The sequence below is a fragment of the Candidatus Palauibacter soopunensis genome (assembly GCF_947581735.1).
GTDB lineage: Bacteria > Gemmatimonadota > Gemmatimonadetes > Palauibacterales > Palauibacteraceae > Palauibacter > Palauibacter soopunensis.
Window position 1 is genome coordinate 1 of record NZ_CANPVT010000013.1, and the last position, 19,684, is coordinate 19,684.

A 19,684-nucleotide genomic window follows, 5' to 3' on the forward strand; every position below is an offset into this window, starting at 1 on the left:
ACTCGGTTCTGAATCCACGCTTGCCCAACCGGGGGCGTCCACATACAGCACACGCAGTGTTGAACACTGCGGCTGGCGAGGGGCTCCGCCCCTTCGACCCCGAGAAGCCCGCGCTGATGCGCGAAGATCGCGGGCGAGAGCCCCGGTCGCCGGTTTTGCGGCAGGGCGACCGCCGACGGGTCGATCTGGGAGCCGCCCCCGACTCCGAGTCTCCCGAGGTTGCACCGGTCGATCCGATTCTATACCTTGTTGTGCAATGTATATGGCTAATCAAGGTATGGGAGACAACCACATGACCGCAGCGGTCTACAGGGAACTGATCGCCGCCTCGTCGCGCCCAATGGTGCTCTCCATCCTCGCGGGCGGGGAGAGCTACGGCTACCAGATGCTCAAACAGGTGAAGGTCCTATCGGGTGGAAGCGTGGACTGGTCCGACGGAATGCTCTATCCGGTCCTGCACCGCTTGGAGCGGGACGGTCTCATCGCGGGCCGCTGGCAGCTGACCGATGCGGGACGGCGGCGGAAGTACTACCGGCTGACCGACCGGGGAAAGCGCCAATTGTCGCGCGACCGGGCGAGTTGGCGGACGCTGACCACGGCGCTCGAAGCGGCTTGGGGAGGAGCGCATGTTTGATCTGGAGGCGGCGTTTCGGGACTGGCGCGTTCACATGGCGCGCGGCGGGGGCCTGTCAGCGTGCGAGGTGGACGAGTTGGAGGACCACCTGCGGGCGCACGTCGATCTGGAATTGGAGTTGGACAAAGCCCTGACTCCCGCTCGCGCGTTTGCGCTGGCCCGGTACGCCATCGGCGAGCCGAAGACGCTTTCAAGAGAGTTCGCCAAGGCGGGCAAGCCGAGGTGGCGGCACCTGCTTCGGGTTGGCGGGGCGATGTTCGCGGCGTCCTGGGTTCTGCCCGCCGTCGGCGACACGTCCGGGCACCTTTGGGGCTGGGAGGCTTTTCTCCTCGCCCTCGAATGGGGAAACCCGGGCGAAGCGATGAGCGCGCTCAGCAGCGTCCTGATGCTCCTCGCGCTGTTCGTGACCCGTCGCGTCCGTCGCGCGAAGCTCCGGTGGCTGACTTGGTGCGTGACGGGCGCGGCGGTGCTGAACCTTCTCTACTGGATTCCCTCGGGCGATCTGGCGGTCGGCTATTGGGCTTGGGCGGGCTCGTTCGTCTGCGCCTCGTCCGCCTTGTGGATGCGCGCCCGCGAGCGGGCGTCCATCAAGTTGCGACAGGCTCCGGTCCGGCCAAGCTAGATGGGGGGCGAAGGGACTCCCGGAATACGCGCCGCGGCGACGGGCGGGCGGCGCTTGCGTGACTGCGGGGCCGGGCGGATCAGCGCATCGTCAGAATCGCCGCGCGGGCCGCGTCAAATCCGTCGCCGACTCGGGATGGGTGAACGTCCCCGTCGTCGCCCTGATCGGCGATTCCCTTCGCGAGGTTGACGGGGATTTCCTTATCGAAGGGCGACACTCGCCGCGAACTCTCCGGTACACCGTCACCTTCACCGAAGCGCCCTCTCTGGAAGAGACGGATCGGGGTGGGCGAGGCGAAGACGGGCGGTCGAGTATCACCACGAATCGCAAGGAAGAACGACAGCCGATGGAGATAATCCGGCAGTACACGTCCATGGCGCTGGCCGCGCTCGTGCTCGGGGGTTGCGAGCAGGTCATCATCAACGGCTATCCCCCACTGAACCAGCCTCCGGGGGCATCAGCCGTCGAACTTCCCGACCAAGTGCTGACCGTGGGCCAGGCGCTGACGATCTCGAAGGCCGAGAACCTGTTTTGGGACGACGACCCCCTGACGCTCACCGCCACGTCTTCCGACACGACGGTCTTGGCGGTTTCGATGGCCGTCGAGGAAGGTTCGTATTCGCTGACCCTCGACCCGCGGTCGCCGGGCACGGCCACCGTTGCCATAGTCGCGACCGAGCCCGATGGCGATGGCAGTGACGACGACCAGCAACCACGGGGCCGGTCGGTGACTCGCACGGTCGGCGTGACGGTTATCGAGGCATGAGGGGCCGCGGGGCGCTATTCGCGGCTGCCACGGTGCTTTTCCTGCCGGGCTGCTCCCACATCACCGACGGCGGCGAATGTCTTGGCGGCGGTCCGCCCGGGATCGTGCCAATCGACCTGAGCGGCACATGGGCCGGCACGGTGCGCGACGCAATTTCCGTTCGGTTCGAGCTCAGGCAGGCCAACATGGTCGATGCACTCGACCAGTACGGCGACATCACCGGGACCGTGTCGATCACGATTCCCGGCCCCGTGGAGACGAGTGGTTCCGTTGAGGGATGGACGCACGGGACGGCCGGTCATTGCGACGAGAGCAGAATCACCGGCCAGTCTTTCAGGGTCTTCGGTCATCTCACCGTCATGCCGACCGACCAGATCGAACTCCCCCTGCATATCGACATGCTCTACGGAACGGTGGACGGAGGCGAGATTGACGTTGGGTTGATCTACACCGGACCCACCGCAGTCACGTTTGATGAGAACGGCAAGGTGACGGGTATCGAACTCGACAGCTTCACCGGCACGGCCCTCAAGCTGACGCGCGCCGTAGGACGGAACACCAGATGAGCAAGCGGGGGCAGGCTGCGTTGTTCGACCCGACCGTCGGATAACAGCCGTCGGGACGGACGCGGAGGAGGTTCTGGAGGCGGCTCCCGCCCGCCGCCGCCCCACCAGCGGTGGCGGAAGTCCAAAGGGGTCACAGGGGAGCGGAGCCCCCCTTGCCAGCCTCCCGTGTTCAACACGGGGTCGGCTGGCTGCTCCACCGTAACGTGGGTCAGCCAGCCCTCGGCGGAGCCGCCCGAAACGCCTCTCCGGGCATCGCCCGGAACAGCCTCGACCGGGCCGTCTCGGGCAAGCTGCCCGGCCTCGTGGTCGCCAGTCTCGCCGACGGAGAGGACGACGGTGGTGCGCTCTGCGAAGCCCGCTTGCGACCCGACCCGTACCCCTCGGAGACCTGAGATCGTCGATCGTGGGCCATTCTGCGGGCGGACGAGTTCCGAATCCCGGACGCCTTCGGCCCGGCTGGCCTGATGGCGTTCATCGAAGTGAACGAACCGGGGATACCCTTCGTGAGGGTGCTCCGGGTCGTGAATCTGGTTCCGTCTTCCTAGGTTGGGATCATGTTCCAAGTCGCCGGAGGATCCCCAGCGAGGCGAAGTGTGTTGGTTGCGGCAATGAACTGGCGGAGCGTGTCGAGAGGGACGCCGGGCCAACGGGCAGCCGGAGGGGCAAGAAACGCCGGAGACACGCCGGCGCCTCGGAGACGGCGGCCCGCTCGGGCTCGGTTGGCGGTCACGGCAAGGGCAGACGTTCGAGCCCATCGTCGAATGCGAACAGGCGGTGCAAGAGCAATCGCCTTCGTCGGGATGATCCTGATCCACGGTTGCGGCCCCGAACCCGGAGAACGTGTCTTCTCCGCAGACGCGGCTGGACCGGCTCTGGTTCCCATCGACAGCATCCTGCTGCGGGAAGCCGACTCACTGTACATCGGCAATCCGTACACGCCGGTCGTCGACCCATTCGACGGATCCTTCTACATACCGGACATCTTCTCCGGAAAGCTCCTCAGGTTCCGCAGAGACGGCAACCTGATGCTTGTGTACGGACGGCCGGGAGAGGGGCCGGGAGAGTTTGACGGCGGACCCAGAACTCCGATGGTGCTCGACGATTCGACCGTGGCCGCACAGACCACAAGGTCGCGGCGGGTGAACATCTTCGACCGAAACACCGGAGAGAGCCTTCGAGGTGTGAACTTTCCCGCGCTCGGCGGACTGACTCCCCCGGCGGTGATCGGCCGGGATGTCTGGATGACCGATTTCGAGATTCGGCGTGAGACATCCCTGACGCGGTGGCGGCCGACCACGGACGAGTTCACCAGCATGGGCGGACTCCCGGCGGAGTACGTCGCGTCGCTCAACAGCGACAACTGGTCGTATGCGAGCCTTTTCCGGCTCGGTTCACTCGCGTACGCCGCCGGACGGTTCGTGCAGGGCTGGTCCGGGCTGGACGAGATGTTCGTCTTGAACCTGCGCGGCGAGGTGGTGGACACGCTGGACATCCCGGTGGCGAGGAGGAAGGGCGTTCCGGCCGACCTCCGGGAACGCATCGACATCGAGCACATGCCGTACCGCGAGCAGTTGGAGGGCAGTTCGCGACTCCGTCAACTATTCCCGCTTCCCGGCGGCGGTTTCGTGTTCACCCACCACGATCAGACGGCCCTCCGGATGCAGCCGATGCCCGTGCTCACCGCCAAGGTGTGGGTCGGAGTCCTTTCGCCGGACCTCTCACGGGCGTGCGTGGACACCCTCGTGCCTCGCGACTTCGAGATGCGGCCGATGGAGACCTTCCGGGGCGACACGCTGTTCGTCCTGGACCGGAGAATCGACGATTCGGAAACGCTTCGGACTTCGATTCTGATGTACTTGGTCTCGGAGGATGGATGCGAGTGGCTGAGCACGTAGCCCAGAGGCTTTAGCGTGCGGCCGCCGACACCGCTCTCCGGCCCGCGAGATACGCTCTCCCAGTCGGGCATGAGCCGTCGCCGACGCTCGAACAAACCGGTGCGCCAAGCCGAGCCGGCTCCGATGGTCATCTGCATGGGCTCCTCCGCCGGAAGGGAGTGAGGAGTCAGTTGACTGCACGCGGGAGTCGTTTCACGACCACCGTCTGGACATCGAGTTCGTCCCGTTCGATGAAGGCCGCCAGCCCACCCGGTCCGAACGCGTCGGGGAGCGGCGTCGCCCCGGTGCGGTAGCTGCCGAGGTAGCGGCCATCCGCGGCAAGGATGTCGATGGGCCCGTCGCTGACAGGCTCGTCGCCCCGCCGCAGAACCCAGATGCGGCCGTTCCAACTCGTACGCAGGTCTCGCACGACGGGAACCTCTCCGGCGAACTCAAGCGTTTCGATCCGCTCGCGCGCACGGGGCCCGCCACCCCCGGATACCACCAGTCCGCCACCGGACGACGGGCGGACCGAACGTTCGGGGCGATCCTCAAGATCCCCCAACCTGCGGTCCCTCTCCGCCTGCATCACGGATTCCGTAACGGGCTCGGGCGCGAAGGGCCGCGTCAGCGTCGAACTGATCCGGCCATCCCGGTCCGCTATCTTGATCGTGTACGCGGAAGAGTCCGAGAAAGCGATCCGACGACCGGGGAGGACACCCGTGAAGAGCTCCGGCTCGAACCCTCTCCGGGGGCCACGGCTGACGATCTTCCGCGGCCCCCCGCCGAGCAGGCGTTCCCTCGGCTTGGTGTAGGCAGGGCCCCAGACCTCGACCGCGGTCTCCACCGCTGCCTCGTCCCCAGTGAGGAGGATCCGTTCGATCGTACGCGGGTCGGGGAAGGCGATCGTGGTTTCGCCCGGCACGGCCCGATACGCAGAGCCAAGCACTTCCGCACCCCTGATGAGAGACTCTCCACCGACCTCGGCGTCCATTTTCCGGACCATCGTGACGCGTGCCATGCGTACCGTGCGGTCGAGGTCCCCGGTGGGAGCGAAGATGTGGTAGGTGCGATGTCCCATGTCCGCGACGATGACCCTGCCGTCGCGCGTAACCACCATGTCCAGGGGCGACTGGAACTCGCCCGGACCCTCGCCTCTGCGACCGAATTCGCGAACGAAGTCTCCCTGCGGGTTCACGACGACGACCCGGGCGGCGAGCCGGTCCAACACATGGAGGTTCCCGGCCTCGTCGAACCCCACGCGGCCGATCGTGCCGAACTCCTGCCACGCCTCGCCAAGAACGGCACCGACACGGTAGACCTCCTCGAAGTCGGTCTCCAGCCAGCGGTCCTCGCCCGGAAGTTCGATGACCTCCTGAGCGAATCCCGCGCTCGCCGTCGCGGATGCCGCCAACGCGGTCAGCAGCGTGACACCGATTCGGGTCAGCCTCCCATTCACGAGCATGTGGGTCACCTTCCTTTCGCCTTTCCACCCTACCAAGTTAATGAATCACGGAGTCGGATTGAACAAGAAGAAGTAAGAGTCTCGCGAGCCGGCGCCGACGAAGGACGAGCTTCAGGCGAAGTATGGCCGTGCCATCCGAAGCGCCGGGTGTCGAGGGCGCTACGCCGCAGGCGCTGGGGCGGCTCTTGTTCACTCGGGTCAAGGGACCAACAAACCAACAGGAGAGGGTTCGTGAGCGAAGCACATGATCTTGCGGTAGTGGCGGCTGAGACGGTGTACAGCGTCTTGGGCGGCGGCTATCCCGAATCGGTGTACGAGAAGGCGATGGCGGTCGAGTTCAGGGACACGGTGGCCGATGTCGAGGGTTTTCGGTACAGCATTGAGCGCAACGTCGAGATCATGTATCGCGATCGCGCCATTGGGCTTCAGCGGCTCGATTTCGATATTGAACTGGATGGCTACCGGTTGGCCGTCGAACTAAAGGCCGGTACCCGCATTAGCGCGTCGCACAAGGCACAGACACGGGCGTACCTGCGGACCACGGGTTACGATGGCGCAGTCATCATCAATTTTCCGCCCGATGGCACCGAAATAGAGTCGTGTCCGATCAGCAGTTCGGAAGAATAATCCCCTACACCTTTCTTTACGATCCCCTTAGGAAGGGAGATTCGCCGGGCTCGTCCGGTTCGCCGTGGGCCGACGCCCGGAGGCCGCGATCCGCAACATGCCATTGACCCGGCCTCTTCGCGGGCGCTCTCTTGAACGCGGAGGGACAGCCGATGAACAAGTTCGACGAAGGCGTCATTCTGCGGGCGCACCGGTTCCGCGCCGAGTCGGTCGGGTATCGTCTCGAACGCGGCCACTACATGGACGGCGAGGACGACCGCGCGGATCGGTGGTACGTGGTGCCCTCCTCCCGTGAGGTCTCGACGGGCACCGACCGGGCGGGACCGGGGTTCCGCTCGGTCAAGTCTGCGGCGGACGAGGCCGAGCGGCTCGCCGCCCGGGAGCGCGGCTCGGGTGAAGGCGCATGACGGACGACGCCAAGCGGGTGCTGTTCGAGTTCGCCGACGGTTCGCCATTCGGCGTGGCCGGCGTACGGCGGCTGCTCCGGTGCCGGACGGTGCGGGCGGGACGGGCGATCCAGTCTCTCGTCAATGCGGGATTGGCGCGGCCGACGGATCGAGGCGGAAGGCAGCTCTACAGGATCGGCCCGCGGGGGCGGGACTTGGCAGCATCGGCCGTCACCGCCTTGCGACCGGGCTCGAAGGGCGATCGCAAGGCGCTCGGCGCGCACGGCATCGATCGCCGGCGCCGACGCTGAGCGGCGGTTGCCTCGACCCGGCTCGTCGAGTTGCGCCGAAATCGCCGTTGGGCGGAGTTCGTTGCCGATCCGGAGGTGCGCATTTGACATCTAGGCGCGTGTGCAGGGAAACGCCGCCCAAGTGTACGGAACGCGGATTCCGCAAGTCGCCGGACGGCTTGGGGTTGAGCCACGATCTGCGGATTGCCGCTGCCGATCCGGCTCTCCGGGCCGTGGCCGGGAGGACCCGCCTGTTTCGAAGCCCGGTATGGCATCGGGGAGGGTCGGGATGTGCACGGCCATCCCCACCCTCCCGGCGGATCGCTCCCTACAAGCAATCCCTCGCGGGAAGGCCAACGCACGCTTCTCCGGGGAGAAGAGTGGTTCCATGAGCGGTCCTCAACCGGCCAGATAGGCCGCCCAGTCGGCCATGAGCCGTCGCCTGCGCTCGAACAGGTCCGTGCGGCGGTAGGCCGCCTCGACCTGATTGCGGACCTTGTGCGCGAGCGCCGCCTCGGCCACCTCGCGCGGATGGTCCGTCTCCTCCGCCGCCCAGTCCCGGAAGCTCGACCGGAACCCGTGCGGCACGGCCTCGACCCCGCAGGACTTGAGCAGGTGCCAGATGGCCGTGCGCCCGAGCGGTTTTCCCCGCACGCCCGGAAACACGAGCGCGTCCCCCCGGCCGATCCGTCGCGCCTCATCGAGGATCCCGAGCGCGCGGCCGCTAAGCGGAACCCGGTGCTCACGGTTCCCCTTCGTGCGCGGAGCCGGGATGGTCCACACCGCCTCCTCCACGTCGATCTCCCTCCAAGCCGCCCCGCGGACCTCGTTCGAGCGCGTCGCCGTGAGCACGAGGAACTCGAAGGCCAGCTTCACGACCGGCCGCCCGCCCGACGCCTCAACCGTCCGGATCGCCTCCGCCACCTCGCCGTGAGGCAGCGCCCGGAGGTGCTGCGTGCGGTTCCCCTGCACTCCGAGCACCGGGCCGACCCGGTCGCACGGGTTGTCCGGCCTGAGACCCATGGCCACGGCCCACTCCATGACCGCGCGCATGCGCTGGCGCAGCTTCCGCGACAACGCCGGCTTCTCGTGCCACATCGGAGCCAGTATCCCGATCACGTCGGCGCTCGTCACCTCCGAGACCGGCATCTCGCCGATGCGGGGGAAGACATGGCGCTCCAGGCTGTTCAGCCAGACCTGCGCGTGCCGGTCCGAGCGCCAGCCCGGCCGAAGCTGCCTCCAGACCTTGTCGGCCGTCTCGATAAAGGTGGGCATCGACTCGGCCCGCCGCTTCTCGGAGAGCGGATCGCCGCCCTCGCGGGCGAGCTTCCGGTTGAGGAACGCCTTCTCCCGGGCCTCCTTGAGAGAAACCAGGGGGTATCCGCCGAGCCCGAGCTCGGTGCGGCGGCCCCGGATCGTGAGGCGCTGGATCCAGCCCCGGCTCCCGGAGGGGCGGACATCGAGGTACAGGCCGTTGCCGTCGCAGTACCGTCCGGCCTCGCTCACGTTGCGGACGAAGGCCGAAGAGAGCGCGTTGTGGGGGTGCCTGCCTCGCGGCTTGCGTTTCGGGGGTCGTCGCGGGAGCGTCATACCCACCATAATACACACCACATGGTGGGAGATGCAAGGGGACGGAGCTAGCTCGTCCGGGATGACGGCGCCACCGGTACTCCGCGACAAGTCAATAGAAGCAGGTAACTTATGGATGCTGTGAGACCTTCCTACACGATGCGAGCGTTCTGTGGAATACAGCCCCGCGGGAACGTCAGACCGCGGCCAGCGGCTCCAGCGCGGCCAAGGCGTCAGCCCTGCGGCGCGCTTCAGGGAGGAGGTCGAGCGCGAGGGCGACGATGCCGGTTGCGTTCGCCACCGCGAAGCTGATCCCGTTGAGGTTGCGGGTCGGCGGGACGCCCGGGATGGGCCTGGGGTAGCCCGACGCGTACAGGACGCGCCGCCCATCGCGGCGACCGATGCGGACGCGGTGCCGTGGCAGGTCCCAGTCGAGGCACACGCCGAGCGCGCCGGGGAGGCTGCCCGGGAACTGAAGCTGTCCTTCGTGCGAGTAGGCGGCGATGACGAGCGTTCCGGCCCGTGCGGCGCGTTCGACGGCGGGCTGCAGCACCTCGATGCGGCTCCGGCGGGGCGTTCCGAGGCTCAGATTGGCCAGCCGGCAGCCGCGCTCCGCGGCCCAGTCGATCGCCTTCGCCAGTGTCCGGGCGCTCGTCGCCAGCTCGTCGTGAAAGACGCGGGCGACGTGGACCCGCGCGCCCGGCGCCTTCTCCTGGATGGCCGCGGTGACGGCGGTCCCGTGGCCCAGCCGGTCCGTCAGGTCATCGCGCTCGCGTCCGTCGGGCGTGAACGCGACCCCGCCCGCCAGGAGTCCCAGGTGAGGATGGTTCGGGTGCGCCCCGCTGTCGACGACCGCGATGGAGACCCCGCGGCCGGTCCGGCTCCGCAGCGGCTCCGCGCTCATCCGCACGACCTCCGGTGCCGCGGCTGGCTCCGAAGGCGGTCGCGTCGGCCGGTCCACGGGCGACACGGTCACCCGGCGAACAGGGCGCGGAACGCACCCGGTCGTCTGTCGAGTTCCGCCGGCCGGCCATCCTGCGCGACGCGCCCGTCGCGGAGCACCACCACGCGCTCCGCTCGCCGCGCCAGTTCGGGGCGGTGCGTGATGAGCACGGTGGTCCGCCCCCGCATCAGGGCCGCGTAGCCCTCCAGCACCTGCGCCTCCGAGGCCGGGTCCAGCGCCCCCGTCGCCTCGTCGAACACGAGCACCGCCGGGTCCGCCAGGAAGGCCCGCGCCACCGCCACCCGCTGCCGCTCCCCGGCGGAGAGCTGCCGGCCCCGCTCCCCGACGACCGTCGCGGCCCCCTCCGGAAGCGATGCCATCAACCCATCGAGCGCCGCGGCCGCGAGCGCGCCGGCGACCTCCAGATCCGTCGCGTCGGGCTTCGCGTAGCGCACGTTCTCGGCGATGGAGGCGTGGAAGATGAACGGGTCCTGCTCCACCACGGCCACGTTCCGGCGCACGTCGGCCAGCGCGAGCGCACGCAAATCCCGCCCATCGAGCAGCACTCGCCCGCCGTCCGGATCGAGTTGGCGCGACAGGAGGTCCGCGATCGTCGACTTCCCGCTCCCGCTCGCGCCGACGAGCGCGATAACCTGTCCGGCGGGCACTTCGAGCGACACGCCCTCCAGCACCTCGCCGCCCCGCCCGAAACCGAGCCGGACGTCCTCGAGGACGAGGGTCCCGGAAGCCCGCCCCAGCCGCTCCGCGCCATCGGCCTCCACGACCTCGAGCGGCGTGTCGAACAGTTCATGGACGCGCACGAGCGACGCCCGCGCGCTCGCGAGGTTCGCGTACAGTCCCATCAGCGCCTGTACCGGGAAGAGGAGCCGCATCTGGTACGCCATGAACGCGACGAACGTCCCCAGCGTGGTCGCCTCCGTGATGACCCGGTAGCCCCCATACAGGAAGACGGCGGCCGTCCCCGTCTGAAGCAGGACCCCGGGCAGGCCTCCCGCCAGGTACGTATACCGGCGCATCGACAGCAGGGCCCGCACGAACCGGTCGTTGTGGCGCCCGAACCGCTGTGCCTCGCGCTCCTGGGCGTTGGACGCGACCACCGTACGCACGCCCTGCAGCGTCTCGATGAGGAAGCTCCCGATGTCTGCGCTCCGCTCCCGCAGGTGCGTCACGCGCCCCTCGAGCCGGCTTCGGTACCGCACCAGCGCCCACAGGCTCGGCGGCAGCACGACGAGCCCCGCCAGGAAGAGCCGCGCGTCGAGATAGATGAGCATCCCTACCGTCCCGATCAGGACGAGCACGTTCCCGAACAGCCCGAGCGCCGCGTCCGCCGTCACCCGCTGGATCTCGCCGATGTCGCTGTTGATGCGCGAGACGATGTCCCCGAACGGCGTCCGCGCGTAGAACCGCGGCGAGAGCCTCTGCAGGTGGCGGTAGAGCGCCAGCCGCATGTCGAACAGGATGCCCGCCGACACCCGGGTGTACCGCATCCCGCTCGCGACGTTCGCCCCGAAGCCGAGGATCGTGATCCCGATGAAGAGGCCGACGATCCTGAGCAGGAGCGGGAAGTCCCCGCCCAGGATCGCGTCGTCGATCATCGCCTTCGACAGGTAGGGGAGCGCGAGCCCGAGCGCGGTCCCGGCCGTGGAGAGGAGGACCACGGGAAGCAAAGCCCCCGCGTACGGTCGAACGTAGGCGAGGGCTCGGCGAAGGTGCGGGTCCCGGATCACCGGGATCTCACGGGATCAGGTGCCGGAGCGGGCGTCGGAATCAGCCCGGATCCGGCACCACGACGACGCTCGTCATGTCCGCGTCCAGCGTGACCGTGCGCAGGAACTCGAACGTCTCCTCGTCGTAGATGTCGATCGTGCTGCCGGCATTGTAGATGTAGAGCTTCGTGCCGTCGGCGCTCGGCATCAGCGCCATCCGCGGCCGCCCCGCGAACGTCGTGCGCCCGGCGACCCGCCGGCCCTCGAGATCGAACTTCCACATCTCGTAGTGCCCGATCTCGGACTTGAGCCCGTATCCCTTCGTCCCGTCCGGAGAGAGGACGAACGACACGCCCTCATCGGGGCCGATAGGGTGGAACTCCACGTCCTGCCCGGCCAGATCCACGGTCGCGATGCCCATGAGACGGCGGTTCTGAAGCGGATCGGTCATGCGGAAGAGGCCCGTGTAGACGCCGTCCTCCTCCTGGTACGGGCTCTCGCCGAACGGCAGCCGCATCTCGCCCAGCCCCGGCTCGAGCGGCTCCGAGATATCCCAGCGGTCGACTTCCTCGAAGGTCTCCGAGTCGAGCGCGACGAGGTCGTCCGCGAACATGTACAGGAGGTCGCCGTCGGGGGAGAAGCGGAAGTTCGCGAACCGGCGCGGCTCCTCGCCGGGCCACGGGATCGTGTCGGTCACCTCGTACGTGTCGAGGTCGAGACGAAGGATGGTCGGCTCGCCGATCTCGTACCGGTCCGCCAGCTTCGTGCGGCTCTGCACGAACATCGCCATCCATTCCTGGCTCGGGTGGATCTGGAAGGAGCGGATCCACGTGCGCGTCGCACCTTCGCTCAGCGTGAACTCTCCGATGGACTCCTTGGAAGGGAGCGCAATGATCTCGATCGTCTCGAAGAACGGATCCATCACGTAGAGCCGCGACCGGTCCTCGGAGACGTCGAGACGAAGGGAGATCGCACGCTTGACCGGGATCCGGTCCACGACCTCCTCGGTGGCCTCGTCCCAGACGATCACTTCGTTGCTGTAGTTGCCCATGTACCAGTGGGCGTTGCGGCCGTTCCCCTGCGCCTCCAGCGCCCGAACTCCCGTCAGGGCGCAGGCGAACGCGACCACGGCGACGATGCCCCGCATCCGTCGGATCACGGGAAGACGAGGTCCAGCTTCCGCCAGTCCTTCTGCGCCGACGCGCACTGCGACGTCCAGTCCGGCGAGTGGTTGAGCTGGTCGGGCACGTGCGCCGGCCAGAAGCAGGCGAGGTGGCAGTCGAACAGATCCCGTTCCACCGGCTGGCACAGCCCGGCGGTGCCGCCGGTCGAGTCCACCTCCCAGCCGGGGGAGAAGACCAGCGAGCATCCCAGCGGAATGTGCGGCCCCTCCGGCCTGCTCTCGAGCCCCACGACGTCCATCTCCTCGCGGGCCACCTGGGCCTCGATACGGCCGGCCTTCTGGTTGATCGGCTTCAGGTGTTTCACGGCTTCCCCCCTCGCATGCGAAGGTCGGCCGGGCCAGTGACGGCACTGGCGCCCGGCCGCGTCAATGGTCGAAGCGGGCCAGGTACTCCGGGTTCCGCTCCGACAACTCTCCGTAGATCTCCAGACACGTATGCGTCCACGTCCGCACCCAGGTGCAGAAGTGCAGGTTGGGCGCGGCCGTCTCTCCCGTGCGCGTGTACGCCTCGTGATAGCAGCCGCCCGAGCAGATCGGACGGGCCCAGCATGTATGGCAGTCCGTCTTGTTCTTGATGTGGTGATCTTCGAGGAAATCCTTCTGCCGTTCCCGGTCGATCCCCTCGGCGACGGTCCCGAAGCTGTGGTCGTTCGAGTAGGCGAAGCGGTGGCAGAGCGAGACGTCGCCCCCCGTCGTCACGCCCATCAGCCCGAGCCCGGCCCCGCACGGATAGGCCTTGCTCACGCCCTTGTGGATCTCCTCCAGCGTGTCCTTCACGTTCGAGAAACCGTGGTGCCGGTTCTCCACCGCGTGGTCCAGCCAGTCACGCGCCAACTCGCCGAACTGGCGCAGCATGCGGTCGTATCCCTCGTCTTCGATTTCGTAGTCGCGCCCGGAGGAAGTGGTAACCGGCGCGAAGCCCACCTCCCAGAACCCCATCTCTTCCGTCAGGTGACGGTAGATGCGGTGGATGTCGAGGTTCTCGCGGGTCAGGGTCACGCGCGCGCCGATCGGACGGGACTTGTGCCGCTTGAGCAGTTCCATGATCCGCGGCCGGACCGTCTCGTAGGAGCCCTTGCCGCTGTGGAAGACGCGCATGCGGTCCTGCATCTCCTTCGGTCCGTCGATGGAGACGGTCACGCCGATCTCGTTGTCCGCCAGCCACTCGATGATATCGGGGCGGAGGAGCGTCGCGTTCGTCGTGAGGCTGAACTCGATCCGCTTCCCCTCCTCCTCGCCGCGGCGGCGGGCGTAGGCCACCGTGTCCTGGAGCACGGGGAAGTTGAGCAGCGTCTCGCCTCCGAAGAAGGTGAGGTGTGCGACCTCGAGCGGTCCCGATTCCTTGAGGAGAAACTCCACGCTCTCCCGCGCGGTCTCATCCCCCATGAACTTCGGGTCGTCCGTGCAAGTGGTGTCGACGATCTTGTCTTCGCCGTACTCGTAGCAGTAGGTGCACGCGAGATTGCACTTGTTCGTGACGTTGAGGACCATCGTCGTGAGCGGGAAACCGTCGGGCGGCAGGTCGTTCACGACCTGGTCGACGGGCGCCCCCGCCTCGCCGATGGCGCGGATCTGCTGGAGTTCCAGCAACCCGTCCTGCACGCGGTCGACGGGATACCGGTCCGAGAGGGAGTTCACGACTTCGCCCGGCGCGCGTGGCCCGTAGCTGAGCAGGTCGAGGATCGCGGAGGACGCCGCGTCGATCCGGAAGATGCCGGCCGAGGGGACGAGATAGAGGAACCGCTCGCCCGCCGCCTCGAAGGCGTGGAATTCGCGCAGCGCCAGTTGGCCGACGGGCTTGATCATGGAACCAGCCTTTCCGCCGGTACGCCCTGCCACGGGTCGAACTTGAGATAGAGCGGCACCGTGACGATGAGGTGGGCGCGGGCGCGGAGGCTGCCGGCGCCGGCCGCCGCCCCGCCGGGACCCGCGTAGGTCGCGACGACCCACACGTCGCCGATGTTGTTTCGGTTGCCCTTGCGGCTGGAGTTGGGTCCGTCGATGGCCGGGGTGAAGATCCCGTCCGACCCCAGCGCGCCGACGTACTGGATGTCGTCGTCGTCGAAGGTGGCCGTGTACTCCTCCATGCTCCACGTCACCGGCACGCGCCCGAGCCGAAGGTCGTCCTCCGTGTTCGGCTCGCCGTCCGGGCCGTCGTCCCACCCGATCGCGTCGTACGGCTGATAGCCCTTCGGGAAGTTCGCGCCGCCGATCCGGGCCATGCCGGCGCGCGGCGTCACCTCGAGACGGTCCACGCCGTCATGGACCTGGATCGCGCCCGCCAGGCTCACACCGCTCACGAAGAGGTCGCGCCCGCCGACCGCAGCATCGTCATCGACGGAGAGTTGAAGCGTGACCTGGCTCCCATCGCCGCCGGTCGCGGACTCGACCCGGACGCCCGGTCCGAAATCGAAATCGGTCGCGTCGGGACTCGCCGGGAGGTTGACGCCGTGGACCCGGAGTTCGGTCGACGAGGCGCCGGTGCGGATCGCCCGGGGATGGACGCCCGAGACGACGGGGCCGCCGCTCGCGCGGGTGAGCTTCACGTCGGGGCCGAACTCATCGTAGGCGCCCGAGAACCAGCGGCCCGTCATCGCCTGCCAGCCGCGGTCCACCGTCATGACTTCCCGCAACTCGTCCGCTCCGCCGGGATTCGACCGTCCCCGCCACTGATAGCCGGTATAGACGATGGCCTGTCCGCTGCGACTCACCTCCTGCCCCGACTCCGCGTAGGTGTACGAGGCGCGGGAGCGGAACTCATCCGGCGCGTCGCCGACGGAGATCTCGACCGTGCCGAAGATCTGCCCCTTCCCGGGCTCGAACCCCGCCAGAGCCCAGGTGCCGGCGAGGCGCGGCGTGCGCATGGAGGCCGACCAGGCGGACCATTCGGGCGTATCGAGGGGGAAGGCATCGGCGAGGTGGTCGATCGCCTCGTCCACCGGCTGAGGTCCGTCGCCCCCGCCCTGGAAACCCTGGAAGTCGACGAGCGGGTAGAGGCCGCGGTGCGTCGCCATGAGGAGTTCCCACTCCTCGCGCGTGCGCCGCTGGGTGATGACGCGGCCCATGCTGTGGCACTGGATGCAGGTGTTCTCGACATCGCGGTCCGCCTCGTAGACGTGTTCGATGAGGCGGCGCTCGACCTCGAAGCGGCCGGGTTCGAGTTCCTCGGGCGCGAGGCCCTGCCGGTTGGAGAGATAGCGCACGACCTCGCGCGCCTCGTCGGGGCCGAGGGAGACGTCGTTGAGCGCGACCATGCGCCGCACGGATGTCTGCCACCCCTCCGGCGTCTTCCGCTCGTAGGAGATCCGCGTCATCCGCCCTTCGTCATCGCGCTCGTGACAGCGCTGACAGCGGCGGATGATGATCTCGTGGTCGATCGGATAGCCCTCATCGTCGGCCTGCGCGGGGATTCCCGCGGTGCCGGCGAACGGAGCCGAATCGAGGTCGGCGGCCGAAGTCGAGGGCATGCCCGGGACCGGAGGAAGCGTGTGCGCGCCGAGAAACACCAGCGCACCGACGGCCATTCCGGCCGCCGGCAGTCGGTCAAGTGCCCGTCGCGTCGTCGCTTCGCGTCTCATCCATCCTCCATTCCGAACCGGTCAATTGTGCGCCAATCGCTGCGCCCGCGCCACCCCGAAAGGGGCTGTCCGCGCGCTCCCCGGCCGCCCGTCACGAGTCGGCCAGCTCGAGGAAACCTGCCCCCACGGCGAAGGAGAGGGCGGCCAGAAAGTCCGGCAGCGGCACCGCCGTCCCGCGCCGGTTGTACGCCTCGAACAGGTCCGGGACCTGGTCGGAGTCCGGCGCGATCTCCGTGAGCCGGCGGAGGTCGACATTGCGTACGTAGCGCGCGCCGTCCGGGAGTCGGTCGGAGACGAGTCGAGCCTCGAGAGAGATCCGGTCGTCGACGACGGCGGGGTGGCGCACGCTCGACAGTCCCGGCGCCGGGCGGAGATGCACGGCCGGCAGCGAGCGGATCGTCTCCCACGCCGTCCGCACCTCGGGGCGCGCCAGGAAGGCGTCGGCCCGGCGTTCGGCGAGGGATCGGTCTCCCGGTTCCGGCAGGGCGGGCGCTCCGGGCGCGGGGGCGGGTTCCGGGATGTCCGCGCCCGCCTCCCGGGCCGCGGCCAGGCGAACCTCCCAGAAGGCGTGGTCGTTTGCGGCGGCGGCCTGCTCGAAGAAGGGGACGGACAGCGCCCGGTAGGTGCGGTACACCTCGCGTTCCCGGTCGTCGTACAACTCGCAGGCAGGGCCGGCCATGGCATCGTCCTCGAGCCCCGTATGCGCCACGATCGCGGCGAGCCAGGCAGAGGCGAGCGCCTTCTTGACGCCGTACGAGGAGAGGGGGTCGATGAAGGAGCCGGCGTCGCCGACGAGGAGCAGGCCCGGCCGGCCATGCGAGGTTGCGCCGTAGAGCGACGCGGGACATGCCCGCACGGGCCCGTCGAGCCGACCTCCCTCGAGGCGCTCACCGAGCCGCGCCGCCTTGGCCAGTTCAACGCGCCACATGCCGTCAAGGCCCCGCTCGCGCGCCAGGTGCGTGCGGCGCGGGTCGACCATCGCCGTGACGCAGCGGGTACGCGGCGATGTGGGCACCGACCAGGCCCACCCGTCCCGATAGCTCTCGATCAGCGTACAGCCGGGGTCCGGCGGAGCGTGGCCGCGGCCCGAGGTCCAGCGGCCGACGAGCGCGAGCGTGGCGATCCCGCGTTCGCGCGTGCGGAGCCCGCGGCGGGCGAGCACCCCGGCGCGGCCGGAGGCGTCGAGCACCCAGCGGCCCCGGTAGCGCGCGGTCGAGGTGGCGACGCGCCAGCCATCGGGCTCGACGGTCGTCTCGACCACCGGCCCGTCCGTCACGAGGCGCGCGCCCGCCCCGCGCACGACTCCGTGAAAGGCGGCCTCGAGCGCCGCCCGATCCGCGTGGAAGCCGCGCTCGGGCGTCTCGAACCGTTCTTCCCGGCGGGGCATCCCGGCCCACCACACGGTGTTGCCTTCGTTCGGCACGAGGCCCGCCGCGTCGAGAGCGTCCAGCGCTCCCACGCGCTCGAGGAGCTTCCGCGCCGAGCCGGGAATCGATTCGGCGAGCCATTTCGCCGGCGGCGCGGGCCGCGTGATCAGCGCGACATCATGCCCGCGCCGCGCCAGCGACGCCGCGGCGGCGCAGCCGGCCGGCCCGCCGCCGACGATCAGGACATCAAAGAACGTGTTCGCCAGGCGGGCTCAGTTCGCCCGCTGGCGTAGCGCGAATGCGCTCCCGCCGCCCGGTCCGTCCGTGGCGAAGCAGTAGAAACGCCCGTCGCCGCCCGTCCCGCGCAGATCCTCGAGGCTGCAGCCCCGTGACCCGTGCGCCTCGTTCCACGATGTCGGGTTCTGTCCGCCTCCGACTCGGTCGTGGTGTCCGACGAGCGCGCTGCCCTCGCCGCTCGACGTCCAATCGCTGCACGTCGTGTCGCCGTCCGCTCCCGAGGCCATGCCGCTCATCAGGGACCCGGTGAGGATGTCGTGCTGGTTCGGCTGGTCGCCCCGGCCGTTCACCTCATCGCCGTTCTCCGTGAGGATCGTGGCCTTGGTCAGGTTCGGGCCGTTGCTGTGCAGGTGCTCGACGTCCCGGGCGATCATCGTGCCCGCGTGGTTGAACCACGGCCCGTCTCCGATCCGGTCGCGCGCGTTCACGCCGCCCGCGCCCGTCGTGCTGAGGTAGGCCCGCCACATGCGGTCGGGCAGGCCCGCCGCCTCGGCCAGCGTCTCGCAGTACGCGTCCGCGCCCTCGAGACCGCCGAGATCCGCGCCGTCCCCCGGATTCGAACTGGTGATGAAGAAACTGATGTTCTCATCCTGCGCCGCCGCTCCGCTCGCGCCGAACGCGAACAGGAGGGCCATGAAGCCTATCGTGCGTCTCATCTCCGACTCCCGTGCTGGTTGCTGCCGACTCCGCTAGTGGGATACGACACTAGCGCCGGATGTATTTTCTCATCTGGCGGGGTCCGACCTCGGCCCCGTAGAGGTTGCCGTGCGCGTCGACCGCGATCCCCTCCGCGCCGCTTGTGCCGGACGCATCCTGATTCGGCTCCGGGTCCGGGATGAAGGTCGTCACCCAACCGGTCGCCGCGTCTCCGATGTAGATGCCGCGGAGCCACCCCTTGTTGCGGCGCGCGTTCGACTCGGAATCCGTCGAGTAGAGGACATCTTCCTCGTCGATGAACAGCCCGCTCGGACGTCCGAACTGGTGCCAGGTCTCCAGGTGGTTCCCCTCCTGATCGAAGACCTGGACGCGGCTGTTGCCGCGATCGCCGACGAAGAGGCGTCCCTGCGAATCCATCGCGAGCGCGTGCGGGTCGCGGAACTCCCCGTTCGCCGTCCCTGCGCGTCCCCACTCCATGAGGAACGTGCCATCGGGCGCGAACTTCACGATGCGGTTGTTGCCGCCCGCGTCGTGCCCGTCCGCAACGAAAATGCTGCCGTCGGGCGCGATGAGGATGTCCGACGGCTTGTTGAAGTGGTTCGGGCCGTCCCCCGCCACGCCCTTCTCGCCCAGAACCATCAGTACCTCGCCCTCGGGGCTGAACTTGTAGACGACGTGTCCCCAGCCCTCCGGCACCGGCGCGTATCCCACGGCGTCGGCCACCCACACGCTGCCGTCCTCCTCGACGAACATTCCGTGCGGCCACGCGATGAGTCCCGAGCCGAAGCTCCGCACGACATTCCCCTCGGTGTCGAAGAGCAGGATCGGGTCGACGTCGCTCTCGACGCACAGGTTCGCGCCGCACCGCTCGCCCACCCAGATGTGCTCACCGTCCGGGGCCGGGTAGACGGCGCTGGTGGCGCCCCACGAGCGTCCGTCGGGAAGCTGTCCCCAGCCGTCCATGGCCCTGTACGGGTTCGGCGCCGTCAACTGCGCCGCGAGCGCGTCGGCGCCCGAAATGACCGCCGTAAGCGCGAGTACCGCGATGAGTCCGATTCGCCTTGCGCCTTGCATCCGTCCTCCTGTCCTTCCGGTCCGCGCCATTTATACCATGTCGGGCAAAAACGATGGGA

20 protein-coding genes are annotated in these 19,684 nt (G+C 68.5%); 9 read left to right on the forward strand and 11 right to left on the reverse strand.

Annotation, left to right across the window (positions count from 1 at the left end; genetic code table 11):
* Positions 1-292 precede the first annotated feature (292 nt).
* The 6 genes from RN901_RS05935 (at position 293) to RN901_RS05960 (ending at position 4,483) form a co-directional block, all read left to right on the forward strand.
* Positions 293-634: a PadR family transcriptional regulator gene (locus RN901_RS05935; RefSeq protein ID WP_310756950.1), complete on the forward strand. Its 342-nt coding sequence runs from the start codon at positions 293-295 to the stop codon at positions 632-634.
* Positions 627-1,256, forward strand: a complete 630-nt coding sequence (locus RN901_RS05940; RefSeq protein WP_310756951.1) for a hypothetical protein — start codon at positions 627-629, stop codon at positions 1,254-1,256. The genes RN901_RS05935 and RN901_RS05940 overlap by 8 nt, the downstream gene beginning before the upstream one ends.
* A gap of 139 nt (positions 1,257-1,395) precedes the next feature.
* Positions 1,396-2,022: a hypothetical protein gene (locus tag RN901_RS05945; protein ID WP_310756952.1), complete on the forward strand. Its 627-nt coding sequence runs from the start codon at positions 1,396-1,398 to the stop codon at positions 2,020-2,022.
* Positions 2,023-2,054: 32 nt separating this feature from the next.
* Positions 2,055-2,588: a hypothetical protein gene (locus RN901_RS05950; protein ID WP_310756954.1), complete on the forward strand. Its 534-nt coding sequence runs from the start codon at positions 2,055-2,057 to the stop codon at positions 2,586-2,588.
* Positions 2,589-2,740: 152 nt separating this feature from the next.
* A complete protein-coding gene (locus RN901_RS05955) occupies positions 2,741-2,980 on the forward strand; it encodes a hypothetical protein (RefSeq protein ID WP_310756955.1) in 240 nt (79 codons plus the stop codon).
* Positions 2,981-3,349: 369 nt separating this feature from the next.
* Positions 3,350-4,483, forward strand: coding sequence for a hypothetical protein (locus RN901_RS05960; RefSeq protein WP_310756957.1), 1,134 nt, complete (start codon positions 3,350-3,352; stop codon positions 4,481-4,483).
* 166 nt (positions 4,484-4,649) lie between these two features.
* On the opposite strand, the gene RN901_RS05965 is transcribed toward RN901_RS05960, so the two are convergent.
* Positions 4,650-5,927: a 6-bladed beta-propeller gene (locus tag RN901_RS05965; RefSeq protein ID WP_310757062.1), complete on the reverse strand. Its 1,278-nt coding sequence runs from the start codon at positions 5,925-5,927 to the stop codon at positions 4,650-4,652.
* Between the two features lie 231 nt (positions 5,928-6,158).
* On the opposite strand from RN901_RS05965, the gene RN901_RS05970 reads away from it, so the two are divergent.
* The 3 genes from RN901_RS05970 to RN901_RS05980 all read left to right on the forward strand — a co-directional run bounded on the left by RN901_RS05970 (position 6,159) and on the right by RN901_RS05980 (position 7,251).
* Entirely contained in the window at positions 6,159-6,554 is a 396-nt protein-coding gene (locus tag RN901_RS05970) for a GxxExxY protein (RefSeq protein WP_310756959.1), read from the forward strand.
* Positions 6,555-6,706: 152 nt separating this feature from the next.
* Entirely contained in the window at positions 6,707-6,961 is a 255-nt protein-coding gene (locus RN901_RS05975) for a hypothetical protein (protein WP_310756961.1), read from the forward strand.
* Positions 6,958-7,251: a hypothetical protein gene (locus RN901_RS05980; RefSeq protein ID WP_310756963.1), complete on the forward strand. Its 294-nt coding sequence runs from the start codon at positions 6,958-6,960 to the stop codon at positions 7,249-7,251. Before RN901_RS05975 ends, RN901_RS05980 begins: the two co-directional genes overlap by 4 nt.
* Positions 7,252-7,629: 378 nt before the next feature.
* On the opposite strand, the gene RN901_RS05985 is transcribed toward RN901_RS05980, so the two are convergent.
* From RN901_RS05985 to RN901_RS06030, 10 genes are all read right to left on the reverse strand, one after another.
* Positions 7,630-8,820 (reverse strand): integrase arm-type DNA-binding domain-containing protein, encoded by a 1,191-nt coding sequence (locus tag RN901_RS05985; RefSeq protein ID WP_310756965.1) that lies wholly within the window; start codon positions 8,818-8,820, stop codon positions 7,630-7,632.
* A 175-nt stretch (positions 8,821-8,995) separates the two neighbouring features.
* On the reverse strand, positions 8,996-9,703 hold the full coding sequence (locus RN901_RS05990; RefSeq protein ID WP_310756967.1) for a S8 family serine peptidase: 708 nt from the start codon (positions 9,701-9,703) through the stop codon (positions 8,996-8,998).
* A gap of 68 nt (positions 9,704-9,771) precedes the next feature.
* Positions 9,772-11,490 (reverse strand): ABC transporter ATP-binding protein, encoded by a 1,719-nt coding sequence (locus RN901_RS05995; protein WP_310756969.1) that lies wholly within the window; start codon positions 11,488-11,490, stop codon positions 9,772-9,774.
* Positions 11,491-11,530: 40 nt separating this feature from the next.
* On the reverse strand, positions 11,531-12,628 hold the full coding sequence (locus RN901_RS06000; RefSeq protein ID WP_310756971.1) for a hypothetical protein: 1,098 nt from the start codon (positions 12,626-12,628) through the stop codon (positions 11,531-11,533).
* Positions 12,625-12,957, reverse strand: a complete 333-nt coding sequence (gene qhpC, locus RN901_RS06005) for a quinohemoprotein amine dehydrogenase subunit gamma (protein WP_310756973.1) — start codon at positions 12,955-12,957, stop codon at positions 12,625-12,627. The genes RN901_RS06000 and qhpC overlap by 4 nt, the downstream gene beginning before the upstream one ends.
* 61 nt (positions 12,958-13,018) lie before the next feature.
* Positions 13,019-14,458 carry a quinohemoprotein amine dehydrogenase maturation protein gene (gene peaB / locus RN901_RS06010; protein ID WP_310756975.1) on the reverse strand — a complete coding sequence of 480 codons (1,440 nt, stop codon included), beginning with the start codon at positions 14,456-14,458 and terminating at the stop codon, positions 13,019-13,021.
* Positions 14,455-16,230: a quinohemoprotein amine dehydrogenase subunit alpha gene (gene peaA / locus RN901_RS06015; protein WP_310756977.1), complete on the reverse strand. Its 1,776-nt coding sequence runs from the start codon at positions 16,228-16,230 to the stop codon at positions 14,455-14,457. The genes peaB and peaA overlap by 4 nt, the downstream gene beginning before the upstream one ends.
* A gap of 91 nt (positions 16,231-16,321) precedes the next feature.
* Positions 16,322-17,863, reverse strand: a complete 1,542-nt coding sequence (locus tag RN901_RS06020) for an FAD-dependent oxidoreductase (protein WP_310757064.1) — start codon at positions 17,861-17,863, stop codon at positions 16,322-16,324.
* A gap of 6 nt (positions 17,864-17,869) precedes the next feature.
* On the reverse strand, positions 17,870-18,550 hold the full coding sequence (locus RN901_RS06025) for a hypothetical protein (protein ID WP_310756979.1): 681 nt from the start codon (positions 18,548-18,550) through the stop codon (positions 17,870-17,872).
* A gap of 49 nt (positions 18,551-18,599) precedes the next feature.
* On the reverse strand, positions 18,600-19,625 hold the full coding sequence (locus RN901_RS06030) for a peptidyl-alpha-hydroxyglycine alpha-amidating lyase family protein (protein WP_310756981.1): 1,026 nt from the start codon (positions 19,623-19,625) through the stop codon (positions 18,600-18,602).
* Positions 19,626-19,684 lie beyond the last annotated feature (59 nt).